The sequence below is a fragment of the Candidatus Neomicrothrix sp. genome, assembly GCF_035329545.1.
In the GTDB taxonomy this organism is placed as follows: domain Bacteria; phylum Actinomycetota; class Acidimicrobiia; order Acidimicrobiales; family Microtrichaceae; genus Microthrix; species Microthrix subdominans.
Map to the genome: position 1 here is coordinate 69,184 of NZ_DAOLGP010000013.1, position 21,952 is coordinate 91,135.

Genomic DNA, 21,952 nt, shown 5'->3' on the forward strand with positions numbered 1-21,952 from the left:
GGCCAACAGGTGACCTCCAATCGTCCCAAAGGCGCACCGCCTCAGGCGTAGCGCACCGGAAGGCCCTTGATGCCGTTGATCCAGGCGCTGCGCAGCCGGCGGGGGTCGCCCAGCGGCTCGATGTCGGGTGCCAGGTCGGCGATGGCGTTGAACATCAGGTTGATCTCCATGCGGGCCAGGTTGGCTCCGATGCAGTAGTGCGCTCCGCCCCCGCCGAAGCCCACGTGATGGTTGGGACTACGGGTGATGTCGAAGCGGTGCGGCTCGTCGAACACGGTCTCGTCGAAGTTGGCCGAGCTGTAGGACAACCCCACCCGCTGACCGGCCTTGATCTTCGTGCCGTGGATCTCGTGGTCGGTCGTGGCGGTGCGCTGGAAAATCACGATCGGGCTGGCCCAACGCACGATCTCATCAGCGGTCGTCTCGGGCCGTTCTCGCTTGAACAGCTCCCACTGGTCGGGGTTCTCGAAGAACGCCTGCATACCGTGGCTGATCGCGTTGCGGGTGGTCTCGTTGCCGGCGACCGCCAGAATCAAACAGAAGAAGGCGAACTCCTCGGAGGTCAGCAGCTCGCCGTCGAGGTCGGCGGTGAGCAACCGGGTGGCGATGTCGCCCTGCGGGTCCGCCTTGCGGGCCTCGCCCAGCCCCATGGCGTAGCCGAGGATCTCGGCGGCGGCGACGGCCGGTTCCACCTCGTACTCCGGGTCGTCGTAGGCCACCATCTGGTTGGACCAGTCGAAGATCCTCTTGCGGTCCTCCTGGGGGAACCCGACCAGGTCGGCGATCGCCTGAAGCGGCAGCTCACACGACACATCGGCCACCAGGTCGCCGCTGCCCTTGGCCACGGCGTCGGACACGATCTGGCGCGCCCGCTGGTCGAGCGCTCCCTCGATCCGGCCGATCGCCCGGGGGGTGAAGCTGCCCCGGCCGATGATGCCCCGCAGCTTGGTGTGCCGGGGCGCATCCATGTTGAGGATCATCTCCCGCTGCATCGCCCGCTCGTCGGGGCCGACAGTCGCACCGTCGAAGCGGACGACCGCCGTGTTCTCCTCGGACGACCAGCCGTCCCGGGCGCCGGAGATCGCCCTCACGTCGGCGTGCCGGGTGACCATCCAGAAGCCGCCGTCGTCAAAGGACGACTCCTCGCGGGTCTGGGGGTTCCAGAAGATCGGGGCGCTTTGGCGTAGCGCTGCCAGCTCCTCGAGCGGGATGCGGTCGGCGATCAGATCGGGGTCGGTGAAGTCGAAGCCCGGCTCGACGGCGACCGGTTCGATCGGCCCACGGGCGACCGCGCCCGTGAAAGGACAGCCGCCGGTCGCGGGCGAACCGATCCCCTCGTCGCGGGAATCGGGGCTCGTCGTGGCGGTCATGCCGACGCCTCCGTGGTCGAGTTCATGAGGCCCTGGAGGCGCTCGGTGGCATCGATGCACTCGCTCACCAGGTCGAACACCACCTCGCGTGTCGGCCGCATCTTGTTCATCCTGCCGACGATCTGGCCGACCGGGTTGAAGTTCACGTCTTTGGCCTGCTCGGGATAGAGGTGGCCCCGCTGCACCGCGTTGGAGGTGACCATGAACTGCATCGGCATGCCGAGCGGTTTGGGGTTGCCCTCGGCCTCCCAGGCCTCGGTCCACTCGTTGCGCAGCATGCGGCACGGCTTGCCGGTCCACGACCGCGAGCGCACCGTGTCGCGGCTGGTCGCCTCGAGCAGCGTCTTCATCTGCGCCGGTGGCACGTCGGCCTCGTCGACGGTGAGCCACAGCGACCCCGTCCACACGCCCTGGGCACCCAGGGCCAGCGCCGCCGCCATCTGGCGGCCGCTGCCGATGCCTCCCGCCGCCAGCATCGGCGTGTCGCCGATGGCGTCGATCACCTCGGGCCACAGCACCAGCGAGGCGACGTCGCCGGTGTGGCCGCCACCCTCGGTGCCTTGGGCGATCACGATGTCGACGCCGGCGTTGGCGTGGCGGGTGGCCTGCGAGGCCGTGCCGCACAGGGCGGCGACCAGGCGGCCGGACTCGTGGATCTCGTCGATCACGTCCGGCGGCGGCGTACCCAGGGCGTTGGCGAGCAACTTCACCTTGGGGTGCGACAGCGCAACCTGCACCTGCGGGCCGGCGGTCGCCTCGGTCCAGCCGAGCAGCTCTTGCATCTTGTCCTCGTCGGGGATGTCCGGCACGCCGTGGTCATGCAGGATGTCATCGACGAACTTGCGGTGCTGCTCGGGGATCAGGTCCTTCAGCTCCTGCTCGAGCTTCTCGGCATCGCCCTCGCCCATGCCCTCGTACTTGCCGGGGATGACGATGTCGACGCCGTAGGGCAACTCGCCGATGTGCTCGTCGATCCAGGTCAGCTCGGTCTCGAGCTGCTCGGGGGTGAACCCGACCGCCCCGAGCACGCCGAAGCCACCTGCCTTGCTGACGGCGACCACCACATCACGACAGTGGGTGAAGGCGAAGATGGGAAACTCGATACCGAGGCGCTTGGCCAGTTCGGTCTGCATGGGATGGCTCCTGGATGGTGATGTGTCGGGTGTGGACGGGTGATCAGGTGGTCAGACGGGCCGGCTCGGGGGTCAATTCGAGAAGCCGGCGCAGCCCGGCGAGAACCGCCCCGGTCGAGATCGCAACCGGGTCGAGCCGGTGCTGAAACGCCATGCCGGTCAGCAGGGCGATCAGCTGCGACGCCACCTCGTCGCTCGGGCCGGGAAGGTGGAAGCCGAACTCGATTGCCCAGTCCTCCAGCGCCCCGGCCAGACCGTTGCGCATTTGACGGAAACGCTCGGCGCCGATCTGGCCGATCTCGGGGTCGCGGACGGCGTGCAGCCACAGCTCAAACTCGAGCAGCAGCCAGACGTCACCGCTCTCGCCGTCGTGGGAGATCAGGCCGGTCCACATCCCCGCCAACCGGCCGTTGAGGTCGGGCACTCCCCGCAGCCCGGCGGTGAGGCCGGCGACCGTCTGGGCGATCCAGTCCTCGAGCAGGGCGACCAACAGGCCGGACTTGCCGCCGAAGTGGTTGTACAGCGCTCCGGTGGTGCGGTCTGCCGCGGCGGCGACCGCCTCGACCGAGGTGGCGTGATAACCCTGCCGGGCAAACAGGTCGGTGGCGGCGTCGAGCAACCGGCGACGGGTCTCGGCGCGTCGTGCTTCCTGGGTGCGGCCCACGGTCGGGCAGGTTACATAATGAACACTACGTATGTCGACCGCTTGATATATCTGCGACTGCTCGGTGTGGCCGCCCGAGGTGCTCGGGGCCGATGAGCCCTCACGAGTTACGCCCGTTCGAGGCGATCAGTTGGCGCGCAGACGAGGGAGCACGTCGGACTCAAACAGTTCGAGGCTGGCCCACGACAGGTCGGGGTCGAGGCCGCCCATCAGCGGGTGCAGCGTCAGGGTGTGCACCTCCCGACACAACGCGACGCACTCGTCGGGGGTGAGCACCCGGTACGTGCCCTCCAAGCGCAGATCATGAAGCGTGGTCGCTGCGGAATCGACCAGCGAGCGGTTGCCGGCGGTCTGCCACGAGGCCATGATGGCGGCGTCGTCGAGGGCGATGGGACCGATCCGGGCCCAGTCCCGCTCGGGGTCGTCGCTGACGTGCACGAACATCGGACCGGACGGGATCATCGTCCAGCCGCCCTCGTGGCCCAGCCGGGCGCACTCGGCCTGATAGATCTCGCCCAGCTCCGGGTCGTTGTGACCGGCGAACAGCGGCAGCCCCAACCGCGCCGCCCGCTTCGCCGACGCCGCCACCGATCCGCCGACCGCCAGCATCGGCCCGCCCGGGGTGAGCGGCAAGGGCCGTACCACGATCGTCGCACCTCGGAACTCGAACGGCTCCCCCGCCCAGGCCTGGCGCAGCACGCCCACCAGCTCCTCGAGCAGCGGTCCGCGACGGCTGCGGTCGGCGCCGAACACCTCGAACTCGATTGGGCGATAGCCGATGCCGAGCACGGCCAGCACCCGGCCACTCGCCAGGTGGTCGAGCACCGCCAGGTCCTCAGCCAGGCGGATCGGGTGCTGCAGGCCGGCAACCAGCGCGGCGAGCATGATCGTGATGCGATCGGTCGCCCCGGCCACCGCACCGGCCATCACCAGCGGCGAGGGCAGGTAGCCCTCCTCGCTGACGTGGTGCTCCGACAACACCACCGCGTCCAGCCCGAGCTGATCGGCCCAGCGGATCTGATCCATGGCCGTTTGGTAGAGCGCCTCGTGGTCCGCCCCGGTCGGGGTGGTCCGCATGTCGTAGCGAAGGGCGATGAAGGTCATGAGGTCCATCATCGCAAGAACTGCAAGGCGGCGCGCTCAAACGGGCACCGTCTCCCTGGTCACCGACCAGGCAGGCGGGAGAACCTGCCGACGTCACGACGATCACGGCGGACACGGCGATCACGGTTGGAGACGGGGATGACGCAGCTCCCGGTGCTGCTGTCCCATCGTGCAAAACTCTGACCGCCGACTTATGCATGGTGGTCATGCACAAGTCGGCGGTCAGGCTTCTGCGCGGAGGCTCCGGCCACCAACCCCGACGACCTCGCCCGTGCCGAGAGAAGCGGCCGCGATGAGAAAAGCGGTCGCGCGTCGTCGGTTACCCATGCCAGCATTTTCCAGTCCCGTTCGCACGTGGCGACGGGACGTGATCGTGGAGTCGCCCTCATGACATCTTTCTTAGCGGTCGAGGCCACCGGCCTCGTCAAGCACTACGGCGAGACGGTCGCCCTTTCCGGGGTGGACATCGAGGTGCCCACGGGCACCGTCACCGGCGTGCTCGGCCCCAACGGGGCCGGCAAGACGACGGTGGTGCGGATCCTCACCACGCTGGCCCAGGCCACCGCCGGAACGGCGATGGTGGCCGGATTCGACGTCGCCCGCCACCCGACCGAGGTGCGCCGCCGCATCGGTCTCGCCGCCCAGGACGCCACGGTGGACCCGCTGCTCACCGGCCACGAGAACCTGGTGATGAACGGTGAGTTGCACCAGCTATCAGGCCGGGCCGCCAAGGCGCGGTCCCGGGAACTACTGGAACAGTTCTCACTCGCCGATGCCGGCGACCGCGTGAGCTCCGGCTACTCGGGCGGCATGCGCCGGCGCTTGGACCTGGCGGCGACGCTGGTCGGCCGCCCGTCGGTGCTGTTCCTCGACGAGCCGACCACCGGGCTGGACCCCCGGGCCCGCACCGAGCTGTGGGGCGTGCTCGAGACGCTGGTCGGCGACGGCACCTCGATCCTGTTGACCACCCAGTACCTGGACGAGGCCGACCGGCTGGCCGACGACATCCTCGTCGTCGACCATGGTCGGGTGATCGCACGCGGTGATGCGCGCAGCCTCAAGCGCCAGGTGGGTGGCGACAACATCGGCGTGACGATCAACGATCCGTCGCAACTCGATGAGGTGGCCGCCATCCTGGCCCGAGTCACCGGCACCCGTCCGGTGGTCGACCGCCCTGCACGCACCGCCACCTCACCCACGACCGAGGGCGTCGCCGCCCTCGCCTCGGTGGCCAACGCGCTGGCCGACAACCGGGTCGCCGTCGAGGACCTCAGCCTGCGCCAGCCCACCCTCGACGAGGTGTTCCTCACCCTGACCGGTGCTCCCGCCGAGGCCGACCAACCATCTGACGAGGCCGAGGAGGCCCACCGATGACCGCCATCACCAATCCAATCGAATCGAACGGCCGCCACGCCGCGAGCCGAGAAGGCGGCGAGGCGCTACCGAAGCCCCGCGGGGTGACCCACGACGTGTGGGTGATCGCACGGCGCGGCCTCATTCACATGCGTCGTCAACCCGAACAGCTCAGCGACGCCACGATCCAGCCGATCATGTTCGTCATCATGTTCGCCTACGTGTTCGGCGGCGCCATCGTCGTTCCCGGCGGCGGTGAGTCCACCCCACAGCGCTATCGCGAGTTTCTGATGGGCGGGATCATGGCCCAGACCCTGGTGTTCACCGCGTTCGGCGTGGCCCTCAGCATCGCCAACGATCGCAAGAACCAGGCGGTGGACCGGTTTCGGGCGCTGCCGATCGCCCGCGGTGCGGTGCTGGGCGGCCACGCGGTCGCCAACGTCATCAAGGCCCTGTTGCCGATCGCACTCATGTCGATCACCGGCTACGTCATCGGCTGGCGGATCCGCGGCAGCCTGTTCGACACGCTCAGCGCCTACGCCCTGATGGTGGCGTTTGCGTTCGCCATGATCTGGATCGGCGTGCTGTTGGGGAGCCTCGTCGCCACCCCGGAAGGGGTGGGCGGGATCGCATTCGTGGCGCTGTTCCCGTTGACCTTCGTCGCTTCGACGTTCGTGCCGATCTCGTCGATGCCCGGCCCGCTGCGCACGGTCGCGTCGTGGAACCCGATCACAACCGTGGCCGACGCCCTGCGGACCCTGTTCGGCAACCCGAACACCCCGACCGAGCCGGGCGCACCGTGGTCGCTCGTCCACCCGGTTGCGTACTCGTGGATCTGGATCGTCGCCATCGTCGTCATCTGCGCGCCGTTGGCGGTGCTCGCCTACCAGCGCTCGATCGACTCCTGACCACACGCCCGTGAGAGGCGAGGGGTATGGAGGTGCCGGTTGTCGGCGCCTCCGAGTCACAACGATCGGGTTTGTTGTTTGGACGTTGCGACAGTGGGGTAGGTATTCGTCAGCTCCCCCCGGCTGTGCCCACTGTCACTCACTGTCCAACTCAAGGAAACCATGCGATGAGTCCCCGGGGACGTCCGCTGTGCACTGCGATCCTGGCGCTGGTCACGCTCGGTCTGAGCCTGTCCGCTTGTGGTGGCGACGAGGGCGGGGCGTCGACGCTCAACTGGTACGTCTTCGATGAGCCCGGCGGCTCGTTCACCAACGCCGCCAAGAACTGCTCGACCGAGGGCTATGACATCAAGGTGCAGGTGCTGCCGGCGGACGCCGACCAGCAGCGAGAGCAGCTGGTGCGTCGCCTGGCCGCCGGCGACACGTCGATCGACCTGATCGGCATGGACGTCATCTGGACCGCCGAGTTTGCCGGCGCCGAGTGGATCCTGCCGTTGGAGGGCAAGGCGGCCGAAGCGGCGACCAAGGGCAAGTTGGAGGCCGCCGTCGAGAGCGCCACCTACGAGGACGAGGTGTACGGCGTTCCCTTCACCTCGAACACCCAGCTGCTGTGGTACCGCAAGGACCTGGTCAAGACCCCACCCACAACCTGGGACGAGATGCTCGACATGTCGGCGAAGCTCGAGCAGGAGGGCAAGCCCCACCTGATCCAGACGCAGGGCCAGCGCTACGAGGGGCTGACCGTGCTGTTCAACACCGTGTTGGCGTCGTCGGGCGGCAGCATCCTCAACGACGACGCCACCAAGGTGTCGCTCGAGGAGGAGCCCACGCGCACAGCGCTGGAGGTGCTGTCCAAGTACGCCCGCTCCGATGCGGCACCCGACACGCTGTCCACGTCGATCGAGGACGACAACCGGCTGAGCTTCGAGGCGGGCGAGTCGGCGTTCATGTTGAACTATCCCTTCGTCTATCCAAGCGCCGAGGCCAACGCCCCGGAGGTGTTCAAGAACCTGGGCTGGGCGATGTTCCCCCGGGTGACGGCCGACGAGCCGGCCCACGTCACGCTCGGCGGGGTCAACATCGGCGTCGGCGCCATGTCGAAGCATCCCGACGAGGCCTTCGAGGCGGCGGCGTGCCTGGCCAACGAGGACAATCAGATCTACGCCGCCACCAACGGCGGACTGCCCCCGACGATCGAGTCGCTCTACTCCGATGACAAGGTGCGGGAGACCTACCCGTTCGCCGACGATCTGGTGGCGACGTTCAAGGAGGCGACGCTCCGGCCCCAGACGCCGCTGTACAACGACGTGTCCCTGGCGGTGTCGGGAACGCTGCATCCGCTGGAGGACATCGACCCGGAGGCCGACGTGGACAAGCTGCGCGACGCCGTCACCCGGGCGCTCAACGGGGAGGGGTTGCTGTGAGCTCAACCGAGACGGCACACGAGGGCCGCAGCGCCCGCGCCAACGCCGAACGCCGCCTGGGGTGGATGCTGTGCGCTCCGGCGGTCACCGTCATGTTGGTGGTCACCGCCTACCCGATCGCCTACGCGGTCTGGCTCAGCCTGCAGCGTTACGACCTGCGCTTTCCCGACGACCGCGAGTTCATCGGCCTGGCCAACTACGCCTCGGTGCTGTCGTCCTCGCAGTGGTGGGACTCGGTGCTGAGCACGGTGATCATCACCGTCTTCTCGGTCATCATCGAGCTGGTGCTCGGCTTCACCCTGGCCTGGGTGATGCACCGCGCCATCTTCGGGCGCGGCCTGGTGCGGGCATCGACCCTGATCCCCTACGGCATCATCACCGTCGTCGCTGCGCTGGCCTGGAAGTTCGCCTTCGACCCGACCACCGGGTTCGTCAACGGGCTGCTCGGCACCGACACGGCGTGGTTCGGTGCACGATGGTCGTCGTTCTTCGTCATCATCCTCACCGAGATATGGAAGACCACGCCGTTCATGGCCCTGCTGTTGCTCGCCGGGCTGACCCTGGTGCCCAACGACCTGCTGCAGGCCGCACGGGTTGACGGGGCGTCCGCCTTTCAGCGCTTCACCAGGGTGACGCTGCCGCTGATGAAGCCGGCCATCCTGGTGGCCCTGCTGTTCCGCACGCTGGACGCCTTCCGGGTGTTCGACTCGGTGTACGTGCAGACCCGTGGCGCCGAGGGCACCGAGACCGTGTCGATCACCGGCTACAAGACGCTGATCACCCGCCTCAACCTGGGCCTGGGGTCGGCGGTCTCGGTGCTGGTGTTCATCGCCGTACTGCTCATCGCCGGCCTGTTCGTCAAGGGGTTTGGCGCCAACCTCGACCAGCAGCAAGGAGAGGTGTGACATGGCCAGCGATGTGAAGGAGCGAACGGCGAAGGAGCGGGTGCTCTGGGCCGTCGGCCTGGCGGCGGTGATCTTCTACGCCCTCATCCCGGTGGCCTGGATCGTCTCGTTGTCGCTGAAGCCGAGCTCCCAGTTGACCGATGGACAGTTCCTTCCCCGCTCAACGACGCTCGAGAACTACCGGGCCATCTTCGAGGACTCCCAGTTTCCCTCGGCGCTGCGCAACTCGATCGGCATCGCGTTGATCTCGACCGTCCTGGCGGTGACGCTGGCGATGTTCGCTGCCTATGCCATCGTGCGGCTGGACTTCCCGGGCCGCAAGTTGGTGCTGGCCGGCGCTCTCGCCATCGCCATGTTCCCCCCGGTGTCGGTGATCGGTCCGCTGTTCAACATGTGGCGAACGCTGCACCTGTTCGACACCTGGGCGGGCCTGATCATCCCCTACATGACCTTCACGTTGCCCTTGGCCATCTGGACACTGTCGGCGTTCTTCCGGGAGATCCCCTGGGACCTCGACCGGGCGGCGCGGGTCGACGGGGCCACCCCGTTTCAGGCCTTCCGCAAAGTGATCGCACCGCTGGCCGCTCCGGGCGTGTTCACCTCGGCGATCCTCGTGTTCATCTTCGCCTGGAACGACTTCCTCTTCGCCACGTCGCTCACGTCGACCAACAAGGCCCGGACAGTGCCGGCGGCGATCGCCTTCTTCACCGGCAGCAGCCAGTTTGAACAACCAACGGGATCGATCGCCGCCGCATCGGTGGTGGTGACCGTCCCGATCATCATCATGGTGCTGATCTTCCAGCGCCGCATCGTGTCCGGGCTGACCTCCGGCGCCGTCAAGGGATAGGAGCCCCCAGTGGGAGAGATCCAGCTCGACAACGTCACCAAGCGGTTTGCCGACGGCACCGTCGCCGTCGACAAGGCCAACTTCACGATCGAGGACGGCGAGTTCTTCATCCTCGTCGGGCCCTCCGGTTGTGGAAAGTCGACCCTGCTCAACATGATCGTCGGCCTCGAGGACATCTCGGAGGGCACCCTGCGGGTGGACGGCAAGGAGGTCAACGACGTCGACCCCAAGGACCGGGACATGGCGATGGTGTTTCAGTCCTATGCCATCTACCCACACATGACCGTCCGGCGGAACATGGGGTTCCCCCTCGAGCTGGCCAAGGTTGACTCCGACGAGATCACCCGTCGGGTGGAGGAGGCCGCCGAATCCCTGGAGCTCACCGAGCTGCTCGACCGCAAGCCGGCAGCACTGTCGGGCGGTCAGCGGCAACGGGTGGCGATGGGCCGGGCAATCGTCCGGGAGCCCCAGGCATTCCTGATGGACGAGCCGTTGTCCAACCTCGATGCCAAGCTGCGGGTGCAGATGCGCACCGAGATCTCCCGCATCCAGCAGCGCCTGGGCACGACGACGGTGTACGTCACCCACGATCAGGTCGAGGCGATGACCCTCGGTGACCGGGTGGCGGTGCTGCGGCGGGGCATCGTCCAGCAGGTCGACTCGCCGCGCACCCTGTACAACCGGCCGGACAACCTGTTCGTCGCCGGGTTCATCGGTTCGCCGTCGATGAACTTCCTCGCCGGCGAGCGGGGCGACGCGGGAACGATCGAGCTGCCGATCGGCACGGTCACCGTTCCCGAGTCGCTGCGCGAGACGCTCGACGGCGCATCGGATCGCATCATCGTCGGGATCCGTCCGGAACACATCGAGGACGCATCGCTGGTCGAGGACCGCGACGACCACCTGCGCTTCACCGCCACGATCGACGTGGTCGAGTGGATGGGTTCGGAGCTCTACGCCCACTTTCAGACCGAGGGCGCCCAGTCCGACGAGCTCGAGGAGCTGGCCGAGGAGCTCGATCAGCCCGCGTTGGGGGCCGGGGACCGGGCCGAGATGGTGGCCCGTCTCGATGCCAACTCGAAGGCCGCCGAGGGTGAGGAGCTGGAGATGGTGGTCGACTCCGACCGGGTGGTGCTCTTCGACGCCGAGACCGGCGCCAACCTGTTCGTCGACGACCAGCGCGACTGATCGCGCCGGCGGTGCCCGTCAGTCGGTGAGAAACGGCGGCAGGCCGAAGTCGGCGAAAAGCTCCGGGTAGAGGAAGTTGTGGTGGCCGGTGATCTCACCGTCGACCACGTCGATCACCTGCAGCGCAAACGGCTCCCACCGGCGGTCGCCGGCCGGTCGGTAGCTCCCGAACGCCGCCGTGCCGTTGGCGTCGACACGGATCAGCTTGGAGCCCTCGCAACCGTGCCCGGGGCCGGACATCCACCCGGTGACCTGGTCGGCGCCCCTCAGCCACAGGTCGTGGGGCGGCATGGAGATCACCGCGTCGGAGCGCAACAGCTCGGCCAGGGCGCCCATGTCGTAGCGCTCGAAGGCGTCGACGTAGCGCCCGAGCAACGCCTCGTGCTCGGGATCGAGCGTCGGGTCGAGCGCCTCGATATCGAGGCTCGCCAGCGTCGCGCGCGCCCGCTGCAAGGCGCTGTTAACCGAGGCCACGCTGGTGTCGAGCAGCGTGGCCACCTCGGACGCCTGCCACTTGAGTACCTCGCACAGGATGAGCACCGCCCGCTGGCGGGGCGCCAGGTGCTGGAGGGCAGCCACGAATGCCAGCCGGATCGAGTCTCGGGCGACGGCCACCTCGGCGGGATCGCCGTCGACGTCGATCACCCGACGGTCGGCGATCGGCTGCACAAACGTCGACTCGGGCAGCGGCACCAGCTGGGCGGTCGCCAGCGTCGACGGACCACCCAGGTCCATCGGGCGGGCCCGCCGCTGGGGCGCACGCCCCATGTCGATGCACACGTTGGAGGCGATCCGGTACAACCAAGTGCGCACCGAGGAACGGCCCTCGAAGCGGTCGGCCGCCTTCCAGGCGCGCAGGATCGTCTCCTGAACCGCATCCTCGGCCTCCGCACCCGAGCCCAGCATGCGGTAGCAGTAGCCGGTGAGTTCGCGCCGCCGCAGGTCGAACTCGGCGGTCAGGTCGAGCGTCGCCGTCTCCATGGGGTGAACACTACGACGATGAGCGGCGATGTCGAGCCGCGCGGTTGACTGGCTCAATGTTGCCGGCCGACTTTCCTCGCACCTCCTTGCTCTTTGGACCTTCGCCCATCCATCCCCTGCCGCGGCTGAGCGAAGCGCTCGGGGGCCAGGTGGAGATCTGGGCCAAGCGGGAGGACTGCAACTCGGGTATCGCCTTTGGCGGCAACAAGGTGCGAAAGCTGGAGTACCTGGTGGCCGACGCGTTGGAGCAGGGCTGCGACACGCTGGTCTCGATCGGCGGGATCCAGTCCAACCACACCCGTGCGGTCACCGGCGTGGCCCGCCACCTGGGCCTCGGCGCCGTCACCGTCCAGGAAGGGTGGGTGGACTACAACGACATGGCCTACGACAAGGTGGGCAACATCCAGCTGACCCGCATCATGGGCGGCGACGTACGGATCGATCCGGCCGGGTTCGACATCGGCGTCCGGGACAGCTGAAAGCGGGCGTTGCAGTTGGTGGTCGACGCCGGCGGCACGCCCTACGCCATCCCCGCCGGCGCCTCCGACCATCCCCTCGGCGGGCTTGGGTTCGCCAACTGGGCGGTCGAGGTGGAGGCCCAGGAGGCAGAGCACAACACGTTCTTCGACACGATCATCGTGTGCACGGTGACCGGATCGAGCCATGCCGGCATGGTCGCCGGGTTTGGGTTGTCCGACCGGGCCGGGCGGCGGGTGATCGGCGTCGACGCCTCGGCCACGCTCGACCAGACCACCGAGCAGGTCACCCGCATCGCCAACAGCACCGCCGAGAGGATCGAACTCGGCCGGCCGCTGCGCCACGACGAGATCACGGTCGTGCCCGGTTACGAGGGGCCGGCCTACGGCGTGCCGGACGCCCAGACGGTCGAGGCGATCCACCTGGCCGCCCGCACCGAGGGCATGCTGACCGACCCGGTGTACGAGGGGAAGTCGATGGCCGGGCTGATCGGCTTGATCCGCTCTGGCGAGATCCCCGCCGGTTCGAAGGTGCTCTACTGCCACCTTGGTGGCCAGCCGGCGCTGCCCGCCTACGCCGGGTTTCCCGGCCTCGGCTCGCCGGTTCGCGAGCTGTTCCACTGACCCACCCGCTACGCGAGAAGGCCGGCGTCAACGACGCCGGCCTCTCGGAAAATCATGCTGTCGGGGTGGCCCCTCAGCTGTTGCGCAGCGCTTCGATCAAGTCGTGCTTCTTCATGCCGGTGCGGCCCTTGATCTTGAGTTCCTGGGCACGCTCGTACAGCTCGGCCCGGCTCCAGGTCTCGTAGCCGCGGTCCGGTGAGATGCCCTCGACCCGGTCGGTGACATCCTGGGTGGCTGCGGTCGCCGTCTTGGTGGCGTCGTCGGCGGCGTCTGAAGCGGCGTCGCGCAGCTTCTTGGCCTCGGTCGTTGCGGTGTCCTTCACCCGCTTGGCCTGGGCCTTGGTCTGACCGGACGCGGTCTTGGCTTGTGTCTCTGCCGTGTCACCCACGCGCTTGGCCTGGGCACGCACCTGGCCGGAGGCCGTCTTGGCGTCGGTCTTGGCGGTCGCCTTCGTGTCCTTGGCGGCGCGTTGCGCCTGGTCGACCACGGTCTTCGCCTGCGTCGATGCTTCGTCGCTCACGCTCTTCACAGCGCTACGGGTCTGGTCGGCGACGGTGTGGGCGGCGTCGGTGGCGGTCTCGATGGTGTCCTCCGCGGCGCTCCGAGCCTGATCGGCGACGGTGTGGGCGGCGTCGGTGGCGGTCCCGACGGTGTCCTCCGCGGCGCTCCGAGCCTGACCAGCAACCGTGCGGGCGGCATCGGTAGCGGTCTCGACGGTGTCCTCCGCGGCGCTCCGAGCCTGACCAGCAACCGTGCGGGCGGCATCGGTGGCGGTCTCGACGGTGTCCTCCGCCGCGCTGCGAACCTGCCCGGATGCGGTGCGGGCTGCGTCCTTGGCGGTCTCGACGGTGTCCTCGACCGCACGGACCGTCTGTCCCTTGGCGGTGGTGGCGGCGTCGCTCCCGGTCTTCAGCACCGTACGAGCGGCGTCAACGAACAGCTCGACACCCGAGTACGCGGTGCGTGCCGTGGCGCACACCAGCGAGCGCTGCAACGCGACCAGGCTGGCCGGCAGCGCGGGAAGACGCTCTTCCAAACGATCGAGGCGCTCTTCCAAGGCGTTTGTGGTCTCGGTTGATGCAGTCATGTCATCTCGCTTTCGAGCAAATCGCTCGTCGATGCGGCCCGTCGGCACGGACCTCTTCATACATTGTTCAGTGCCCGCCCTGCTTTTACATAAAACGCAGCGGTTGTCACATGTCACGTCTGCCAGCACTGCCCGCTACTCGACGGTGATGTCGAGCCCGTTGAGCAGCCGAACCGCCTCGGGCATCGAGAACGTTGCGCCCTTGATCAGCTTGGTCGTGACGTCGAGGTCGTAGCCCTGCGCACCACGAAAATCGGCCTCGGTCAGCCGTGCGTTGTGGAAGCGTGCTCCCGACAGGTCACAGCCGGCAAAGCTCGCCCCGGTCAGGTCGGCATCGCTGAACTCGGTCTCCCGCAGGTCGCTGTTGGCAAACTCCACCCGGGGGAGGTGCGCCGCCATAAACACCCCGTAGCGGAGGAAGCACCCGTCGAAGCGAAGCTGGTTGCCCAATCCCGCTCCCTTCGGGGCACGCCAGTCGACGCCCTGTATGCGGCATCGCTCGAAGGCGACGTCGCGCCAGACGCAGTCGTCGGCCAGCAGCACCCCCAGGTCGCAGTCCCTGAACACGCAATCGACGAAGGAGCAGTGCACAAGCCGGGTCGACTCGAGTGCCAGGCCCTCGAAGACACAGTCCTCGAAGCTGACCGATGCCAGCACCACGTCGGCGGCATCGGTTGCGTCGTAGGTGAACTCGACGTACTCCTCGCCGTCCGCGGCGGTGGTGAGAGCGACCATCGGTTGACCGTACCCCCGACGTAGCGGGTCGACGACCCGGGCGCTGGTTCCTACGATCGGGCGGTCGACGTTCCATCGTCGCCGCCAGGGGGTGCAAGATGAACACGACCAACGCCGTCGAGCCGCCGGATCGCACAGCACTGCGGGCGCGCTACCGGGCCGAACGCGACAAGCGCCTGCGCAGCGACGGCTCGGACCAATACATCGAACCGACCGGCCGCTTCGCCCACTTTCGCGAGGACACCTTCACCGAGCGGGTCGAGCGGGACCCGGTGACCGACGAGGTAACCGTGGCGATCATCGGCGGCGGGTTCGCCGGCCTGACCACCGGGGCTCGCCTGGCCGAGGCGGGCGTCACCGACGTGCGACTGATCGAAGGCGGCGGCGACGTCGGCGGCGCCTGGTACTGGAACCGCTACCCGGGCGCCATGTGCGACACGGCGGCGATGGTCTACCTGCCGCTGCTCGAGGAGACCGGGCACATGCCCACCCAGAAGTACACGATGGGCCACGAGAACTTCGCCCACGCCCAGCGCATCGCCACCCACTACGGCCTGTACCAACGGGCCTTGTTCTCGACCGAGGTCACCTCGCTCGAGTGGGACGAGGCGACGTCGCGCTGGCTGATCGGCACCGACCGCGGCGACGCCATCCGGGCCCGCTTCGTGGCGATGGGCACCGGCCCGATGCACCGCCCCAAGCTGCCGGGCATCCCCGGGCTCGACACCTTCGAAGGGCATTGCTTTCACACCAGCCGGTGGGACTACCCCTACACCGGTGGCAGTCCGTCGGGCGAGCCGATGGACCGGCTGGCCGACAAGCGGGTGGGCATCATCGGCACCGGAGCGACGGCGGTGCAGGCGATCCCGCACCTGGCCCGGGACTCGGGCGAACTGTTCGTGTTTCAGCGCACGCCGTCCTCGATCGACGTCCGCAACAACCGGCCGACCGACCCCGCCGAGTTCGATGCGCTGGAAGCGGGCTGGCAACGGCGCTGGCTGGACAACTTCGCCACCCTGCAGACCGGCGGGTTCACCGACGAGGACCTGGTGATGGACGGCTGGACCGACATCGCCAAGCGCATCCGCGACCGGGTGGTCCTCGAGATGACCTCCACCGGGGAGGCGTTCACCCCCGAGTTGGTCGCCCGCGCCTATGAGGACTCCGACGATGAAAAGATGACCGAAATCCGGGCCCGGGTGGACACGATCGTCGCCGACGAGAGCGCCGCCGAGGCACTCAAGCCGTGGTATCGCCAGCTGTGCAAGCGGCCCTGCTTCCACGACGAGTACCTGCAGGCCTACAACCGGCCCAACACCCACCTGGTCGACACCGACGGGCAGGGAGTGGAGGCGATCGACGCCGCCGGGATGTGGGCCGCCGGCGAGCACTACCCGCTCGACTGCCTCATCTTCGCCTCGGGGTTCGACGTGCACCTGGCCCATTCGGCCACCTATGAGACCACCGGCCGAGACGGTCTCTCGCTGTCCGAGCACTGGGTCGACGGCATGTGCAGCCTGCACGGCACCCATGTTGCCGGGTTCCCCAACCTGTTCATCGTCGGGCTCAACCAGGGCGCCAACCTGATCTCCAACGTCACCCACAACCTCACCGAGGCCGCCACGTCGATCGCCGCGGTCGTCGCCCACGCGCTCACCATCGGCGCATTGGAGGTGGAGGCCACCGCCGAGGCCGAGCAAGCCTGGGTGGCCCAGTTCGAGAGTTCCACCCGGGGGTTTCTCGGCAACCCGGACTGCACCCCCGGCTACTACAACAACGAGGGCGCCGAACCGACTCCGGCGCAGCGCCTCAACGCCAGCGGCTACCCGGACGGCCCGGTGGCCTTCTTCGCGCTGATCGACCGCTGGCGCACCAGCGGCAGCTTCGACGGCCTGGCGTTTCGTGCCCCGGGTTCCGCACCGCTCGGGGGCGGCGCCACCACAGCCCACGAGCCCGGTTGATCAGCGCCCCGTAGGGGAGGCTGTTCCCTCAGTCGTCCAGGTCGTCCAGGTCGTCGAAGTCGTCCGGGTGGCCGACGTCGTGGCGGGGCGCCAGCGCCCGCCGGCGCAGGTAGGCCAGCACCGTCGTGACGCCGGCGTCGGTCAACGCCACCCGGCTGGGTTCCAGCTCCTCTTGGGTGGCGGAATCCCACACGGACCAGTGGTGATCGACGATGTTCAGCGCAACCCACACGCGCAACCGCTCCCACAGCGCTTCACCCACGTCCCTCGGGGAGATCTCGCCGTCGGTTCGACGCCACCCCAGAGCAGCGAGCACCGAGGCCAGCTCCCGCTCGAGTTCGTCGTCGACCGCATCGCCGTGCAACAGGCTGAGGGCCAGCAGCTCGGCAACGATGCCCTCGAACTCGCTCGAGCCGCCGATCGTGTCGACCAGTCGTCGCCACAACACGGCCGGGTTGGTCAGCGCCGCGACGCCGGACTTGGTCAGCTTCAGGTCTCGGCCGGTCCGGCGAACGAGGCGCAAGTCGGTGGCAACCTCGCGGAGGTCAAGCAGCTGGGGGACGTCGGCCTCGGAACGGGGAGGACGATCGAAGGGCCACCAGTCGAAGCGTTCGACGCCCTCGCGCACCACCGCCGGCGGAAGGTAATGGCTCTGGGTGAGCCGCAGGCCATCGGCCGCCTGTTCGAGCACCCACGTCATCGGCGCCACCATCGCCTCGGCCCCGTCAGGCGGATCGATCGGGCTGAGCAGTCGGTTGGCCACCGCCCCCCGCCAGGCCGCCACCCGGGGCTCGCGAACCCCATCGATCCAGCTCTCCACCCGCTCGGTGACGATCATCGTGAACAACGACTGGCCTGGTGGAAACTCGAGCGAGGCGTCGAGGGTCGCCTCGGTGGTCTCCTGGGCGGCCCGCTTCCACGAGCGGCCCTCCGGGTCGACCCCGCTCCTCACCAGGCGATCCTCCAGCGCTCGCTCGATCGCATCGAGGGCGGTCGCCTCCTCGCCACCCATGATCGATCCCCAGGCGAGCGCATCGGTGTCGGGGGCAACCAGACCGCTGGCCTCGCGAGCGGCCGCGGCAGCACCGCTACCAACCGCTGGTCCCTCCCGCCAGGCGTCGAGGATCCGGGTGGTCGTGTCGGAGCGGGCGATCTGGGCGTACCGGTCGAGGCCGAGCTCGCCAAGCAACGCCGCCGTGCCGGCCACCGCATCGTCCCAATCCTCCGGATCGAGCCGCTTGGGTACCCGCCACCACAGGGTGTCCTGCAGGTACGCCTGGCTGAGCACGTCGATCTCCTCGCCGGCGGTGAGCATGTCGGCCGCAAGCTCCGCGTAGGGGCCAAGGCCGGGATCTCGCTTGGTGATCGTCGCAACGGCGCTCTCGACGGAACCGGACATGACCCCATGTTCCCACCGCCGCCGAGTCGGCGCCCACCGTTTGGGTGACCGACCGGTGACCGGCGCCGTCGACCTCTCCTACGCTGGGTCGATGCGAGTCGCCTTCGTCACCACCGATGACCCGAGCGTCACCGACGAGGACGTCGATCGCCCGGCCCACGAGCGGGCCTTCGCAGCTGCCGACATCGACCTGGAGTACCGCAGCTGGACCATGGCCGCCGACTGGGATGCCTACGACCTGGTGGTGATCCGCTCACCCTGGGACTACCCGGAAAGGACGGTGGACTTCCTGGCCTGGTTGCGTTCGGTCGAGCACCTACCCACGCTGATGAACCCGGCACCGCTGATCAGCTGGAACCTCGACAAGCGCTACCTGGCGGAGCTCGACCACGCTGGTGTGCCGACGGTGCCCACCGGGTTTGCCGACTCGTTGCGCCGGGTCGATGCCCTGCTCGGCGCCCAGGCCGACCGTTCACGGCCCGGCGGCAGCTCGGGCGAGGTGGTGGTCAAGCCGACCATCTCGGCGGGCAGCCGCAACACCGGGCGCTTCGCCGTCGACGACCCCGCCGCACGAGCCCTGGCAGAGCTGATCCTCGGTGCCGGTGGCACGGTGATGATTCAGCCGGCGATCGCTTCGGTGGCCGAGCGCGGCGAGGTGGGCGTAATCGTGTTCGACGGCGAGATCTCCCACGCCATCGTCAAGGCCCCGATCCTCGACGTCGGTGGAACGCTCCTGGGCGGCAGCTACCGGGAGGCGATCACCGCTGCCGACCCCACCCCCGCTCAACGGGAGGCGACGATGGCGGCCGTCGACGTCGTCGCCTCGATCGCTGCGCACAAGCGGTGGCTGAGCGATGACGAGCCGCTCCTGTACGGCCGCTACGACCTGGTGTCGCTCAACGACGGCACCGAGGCGCTGCTCGAGGCCGAGCTGTTCGAGCCGTCGTTCTTCCTCGATACCGACCCCGACTCGCCGGCCAGATTCGTCGAGGCGGTTCGCCGCCGGGCGATCGCGGTGGCCGAGCGCCGCTGACGCCGTTCAGCCCTCAAAGGCCCGCAGCGCGTCGTCGAGCACCGCACGGCCCTGATCGAGCGCGTTGGTGGCCCACTCCGGGTCGTCGGGCGTGTAGTTGCGACGGTTCCTCACGATGATGTCGACCCCCTCAGGCGTCCCCCGATCGCCGTGGTGGTGCACCCAGTTCTCCAGCCGGGTGGTGACGACCTGATGATCGGTGGAGCGCGTGCCGAACTCGAGGACCACCGAGCGGTGCTCGCTGTCGGTGAGCACGTCTGCCAGGCCGGCGCCGAGGTGGCCGCGAGGGCCTTCGGGGCTGGACCTGGCCCGGCCCGAGATCTCGTCGGCGGTGAAGCGGTGGCGAATCCAGCGGTCGTTGGGGGTGCCGACGCGTGCGCCGGTGAGCAGCGTGTGGGTGCCGTGCGGGCCATGGCCGGTGTGCACGTCGACGCTCAGCGACCGGACGGCAGCAGCGGCGTGCCGGGCGACGACGTGGGCAAGGATGCGGGTGGACTGCTCGGTGCGATCACCTCCAAAGTAGAAGCCATCGGCATGGGTGAATTGGCCGACGCTGATCACGTCGCGCATCCAGGTGCGGCCATGCTCGGTGACCAGCGCCATCATCTGCTCTCGAAACTCCTCGAGCGTGGGAACGGTTGCGGTGTCCGGACACAGCAGCGGGTGGACGAGTTGGTACCCCTCGTTGACCGGCGGGTCGACGTGATCCCGGTTCCAGTTGCGGTTGAGGTCGACGTTGTTCTCGTTGGCCCGCCGCCACCACGCCATGCCCCACGGGTTGACGCCGTGCACCAGCACGATCCGCAGGTTGTCCGGTGGTGACAGCTCGTCCAAGCGGTCCACAAGGTCGCATTGCAGCGCCGACGCGACCGGGGCTTCGACCCCGTGCACGCCCGACAACACGATCAGAGCGTTGGGGGCATCGCCGGGACCGAAGGCGGCCACGTCGACGGTGAGCTCCTGCCCCTCCGGGCCGCTGGCGTCGATCGGATGCACCTCGATGCTCAGCCCAGCTCGGTGAACCGCCAGACGAAAACGGGCCCGCATCTCGTCATAGGTCAGCGGCAACAAGGGCAGGGCCATCGCCCGATCCTGCCATCTCGATCGCGGGGTTTGCCTCTAGCCAGCCTCCTGCGGCATGGCAGGGGCAAACCCAGCATCCCGATCCACACCATCCGCCTCCGGCGAGGCGTCACGCGGCACCGTCTCGCCGCCCGGGAGGAGATGATCGACCAGCACCGCCGCCAGCACGACGATCGCCACCTCGGCGGGCACCCGAAAGCGGGTCAGCCCGTAGAGCACCATCGCAGTGATGGTGACCATCACAAAGGTGGCCGCCAGCGGCCAGAGGGGCGTCCGTCGCCGGATGAGCACCACCGCGCCCGCCACTGCGGCGACGACCAGCGGGTAGTAGACGAAGGTGCCGATCAGGCTGAGCGCACGCTCGCGGCCCTCTGCCACGCTGTAGTCGGCCATCTGGACGGGCTGAAACACGCTCCACACCCGCCCGACCCGTGCTGCGACCACCGCCGGCACGCGGTCGAGGTGGTCGCCGATGTAGTCGACCGCTGCGCTTCGGTAGGCGGCCGAGGCCCGCGATTGATCGCCGCCAGCGGGGACATCCTCGGCACAGAAGGCGTCCCACAGCCCGATGCGGGAACCTGAGTACACGCCGTCGCAGTTGGCGCCGATCAACGTGAGCCCGTCGTTGGTCGACACGAGCACCGGCCGTTCGAAGCGGGTGGCGTTGTAGATCGTCCACGGTGCGAGCACAGCCAACGTTGCCGCACCGGCGACGACCAGCCGCACCAGCCTCGCCCGCAGGTCGATGTCGAGTCGCCACAGCACCACCGGTACGACGACCAACGGCAGATACAGCGCCAGTTCGGCCCGGGCGAGCACGCTGAGGCCGACCGCTGCGCCAAGCCAGGCCGTCGTGATCACGCTTGGGGAGCGGATCAGCCGGTAGGTCAACCACAGGCACGTCGCCATGCCCAGTGCGGTGAGCGACTCGCTCATCGCGACCCCGTCGTTCATCCACATGTTGGGGTACAGCGCCGCGATGCCCGCTGCGATCAGGCCGGCCCGGTCGCCGGCCACGGCCCGTCCGAGCAGCCCGATCATCACCACTGCGCCGGTGCCCACGAGCGCCATCGTCAACCGTTGGGCCATGGTGTTTTCGCCGGCGAGCATGGCTGCGGGGGTGGCGACCAGCGCGGTCAGGGGTGGGTGGTCCGCGGCCTCCCCACCCGTGAAGGGCCGTTCGAAGCCGTCCCCCTGGGCAATCACCTCGGCTTGCAGGCTGTAGTAGTAGGCATCGCCGCATACCTTCTGGCCGCAGGCGTCGCCGTCGCTCTTGGCCACGAGGATGTAGGCCACGCGCACGCCCAACCCCACCAGACCGATCAGGGCCAACCCGACTACAAATCGGCGGGTCCAGCCTGCGGGGACCGTCGCTTCGGTGGTCGCACGGGCCCGTGCATCAGCAACCTCGACATCGGGCAGCCCGCTCGCCGCAGGTGCTCCGGGCTCCGTCGGCGAACTGCCGGCCGGCTGGGTCATTGCGTGACTTCCCCTTCAAGGAGCCGAGGGAGGGCCCGGCGGTATGTGGCGGCGTCATCGTAGAGGGCTTGGGCCGTCGTCGTTGCACCGTGCTGGCGACGCCCACCCCCTACCATCCGCCGATCTCACCGCCTGACCTTGCGGTCGGGTCAGGGGATGAATTCGCCGTGGCGTTGGGACCACAGGACGTCGCCGGAG

Annotated in this window: 18 protein-coding genes and 1 pseudogene; 9 read left to right on the forward strand and 10 right to left on the reverse strand. The window is 68.5% G+C overall.

Annotation, left to right across the window (positions count from 1 at the left end; all coding sequences use genetic code 11):
- Positions 1-41: 41 nt before the first annotated feature.
- The 4 genes from PKD89_RS09515 to PKD89_RS09530 all read right to left on the reverse strand — a co-directional run bounded on the left by PKD89_RS09515 (position 42) and on the right by PKD89_RS09530 (position 4,271).
- Complete coding sequence (locus PKD89_RS09515) at positions 42-1,370, reverse strand: cytochrome P450 (protein ID WP_287374096.1); 1,329 nt, start codon at positions 1,368-1,370, stop codon at positions 42-44.
- On the reverse strand, positions 1,367-2,503 hold the full coding sequence (locus tag PKD89_RS09520; protein WP_289010385.1) for a nitronate monooxygenase: 1,137 nt from the start codon (positions 2,501-2,503) through the stop codon (positions 1,367-1,369). Before PKD89_RS09520 ends, PKD89_RS09515 begins: the two co-directional genes overlap by 4 nt.
- Positions 2,504-2,546: 43 nt before the next feature.
- On the reverse strand, positions 2,547-3,167 hold the full coding sequence (locus tag PKD89_RS09525) for a TetR/AcrR family transcriptional regulator (RefSeq protein WP_289010386.1): 621 nt from the start codon (positions 3,165-3,167) through the stop codon (positions 2,547-2,549).
- Positions 3,168-3,293: 126 nt separating this feature from the next.
- Positions 3,294-4,271, reverse strand: coding sequence for an LLM class flavin-dependent oxidoreductase (locus tag PKD89_RS09530; protein ID WP_289010387.1), 978 nt, complete (start codon positions 4,269-4,271; stop codon positions 3,294-3,296).
- Positions 4,272-4,658: 387 nt separating this feature from the next.
- Here PKD89_RS09530 and PKD89_RS09535 point away from each other — a divergent pair, with 387 nt between their 5' ends.
- The 6 genes from PKD89_RS09535 to PKD89_RS09560 all read left to right on the forward strand — a co-directional run bounded on the left by PKD89_RS09535 (position 4,659) and on the right by PKD89_RS09560 (position 10,896).
- Positions 4,659-5,645, forward strand: a complete 987-nt coding sequence (locus PKD89_RS09535; RefSeq protein WP_289010388.1) for an ATP-binding cassette domain-containing protein — start codon at positions 4,659-4,661, stop codon at positions 5,643-5,645.
- The gene (locus PKD89_RS09540; RefSeq protein WP_289010389.1) at positions 5,642-6,532 is read left to right on the forward strand and encodes an ABC transporter permease; all 891 of its coding nucleotides are present in this window, start codon (positions 5,642-5,644) and stop codon (positions 6,530-6,532) included. Before PKD89_RS09535 ends, PKD89_RS09540 begins: the two co-directional genes overlap by 4 nt.
- Positions 6,533-6,699: 167 nt before the next feature.
- A complete protein-coding gene (locus tag PKD89_RS09545) occupies positions 6,700-7,956 on the forward strand; it encodes an ABC transporter substrate-binding protein (RefSeq protein WP_289010390.1) in 1,257 nt (418 codons plus the stop codon).
- A 65-nt stretch (positions 7,957-8,021) separates the two neighbouring features.
- Complete coding sequence (locus tag PKD89_RS09550; protein ID WP_349257338.1) at positions 8,022-8,861, forward strand: sugar ABC transporter permease; 840 nt, start codon at positions 8,022-8,024, stop codon at positions 8,859-8,861.
- 1 nt (position 8,862) lies between these two features.
- A complete protein-coding gene (locus PKD89_RS09555; RefSeq protein WP_289010392.1) occupies positions 8,863-9,708 on the forward strand; it encodes a carbohydrate ABC transporter permease in 846 nt (281 codons plus the stop codon).
- A gap of 9 nt (positions 9,709-9,717) precedes the next feature.
- Positions 9,718-10,896 (forward strand): ABC transporter ATP-binding protein, encoded by a 1,179-nt coding sequence (locus tag PKD89_RS09560; protein WP_289010393.1) that lies wholly within the window; start codon positions 9,718-9,720, stop codon positions 10,894-10,896.
- An 18-nt stretch (positions 10,897-10,914) separates the two neighbouring features.
- On the opposite strand, the gene PKD89_RS09565 is transcribed toward PKD89_RS09560, so the two are convergent.
- Positions 10,915-11,877 carry a sigma-70 family RNA polymerase sigma factor gene (locus tag PKD89_RS09565; RefSeq protein WP_289010394.1) on the reverse strand — a complete coding sequence of 321 codons (963 nt, stop codon included), beginning with the start codon at positions 11,875-11,877 and terminating at the stop codon, positions 10,915-10,917.
- Between the two features lie 56 nt (positions 11,878-11,933).
- Between PKD89_RS09565 and PKD89_RS09570 the strand changes: the two are divergent.
- Positions 11,934-12,977 (forward strand): annotated as a pseudogene (locus tag PKD89_RS09570) (1-aminocyclopropane-1-carboxylate deaminase).
- A 73-nt stretch (positions 12,978-13,050) separates the two neighbouring features.
- Here PKD89_RS09570 and PKD89_RS09575 read toward each other — a convergent pair.
- Positions 13,051-14,064: a Rho termination factor N-terminal domain-containing protein gene (locus PKD89_RS09575; protein WP_289010395.1), complete on the reverse strand. Its 1,014-nt coding sequence runs from the start codon at positions 14,062-14,064 to the stop codon at positions 13,051-13,053.
- A gap of 135 nt (positions 14,065-14,199) precedes the next feature.
- A complete protein-coding gene (locus PKD89_RS09580; RefSeq protein ID WP_289010396.1) occupies positions 14,200-14,799 on the reverse strand; it encodes a pentapeptide repeat-containing protein in 600 nt (199 codons plus the stop codon).
- A 98-nt stretch (positions 14,800-14,897) separates the two neighbouring features.
- Here PKD89_RS09580 and PKD89_RS09585 point away from each other — a divergent pair, with 98 nt between their 5' ends.
- Complete coding sequence (locus tag PKD89_RS09585; RefSeq protein ID WP_287393396.1) at positions 14,898-16,760, forward strand: NAD(P)/FAD-dependent oxidoreductase; 1,863 nt, start codon at positions 14,898-14,900, stop codon at positions 16,758-16,760.
- Positions 16,761-16,788: 28 nt separating this feature from the next.
- Here the strand turns inward: PKD89_RS09585 and PKD89_RS09590 are convergent, their stop codons facing one another.
- Positions 16,789-18,159, reverse strand: coding sequence for a hypothetical protein (locus PKD89_RS09590; protein WP_287393395.1), 1,371 nt, complete (start codon positions 18,157-18,159; stop codon positions 16,789-16,791).
- Between the two features lie 91 nt (positions 18,160-18,250).
- Here PKD89_RS09590 and PKD89_RS09595 point away from each other — a divergent pair, with 91 nt between their 5' ends.
- The gene (locus PKD89_RS09595) at positions 18,251-19,192 is read left to right on the forward strand and encodes a hypothetical protein (RefSeq protein ID WP_287374067.1); all 942 of its coding nucleotides are present in this window, start codon (positions 18,251-18,253) and stop codon (positions 19,190-19,192) included.
- 6 nt (positions 19,193-19,198) lie between these two features.
- On the opposite strand, the gene PKD89_RS09600 is transcribed toward PKD89_RS09595, so the two are convergent.
- Positions 19,199-20,275 carry a DUF2817 domain-containing protein gene (locus tag PKD89_RS09600; RefSeq protein WP_287374065.1) on the reverse strand — a complete coding sequence of 359 codons (1,077 nt, stop codon included), beginning with the start codon at positions 20,273-20,275 and terminating at the stop codon, positions 19,199-19,201.
- A gap of 36 nt (positions 20,276-20,311) precedes the next feature.
- Complete coding sequence (locus tag PKD89_RS09605) at positions 20,312-21,754, reverse strand: ArnT family glycosyltransferase (RefSeq protein ID WP_289010397.1); 1,443 nt, start codon at positions 21,752-21,754, stop codon at positions 20,312-20,314.
- Between the last annotated feature and the right edge of the window lie 198 nt (positions 21,755-21,952).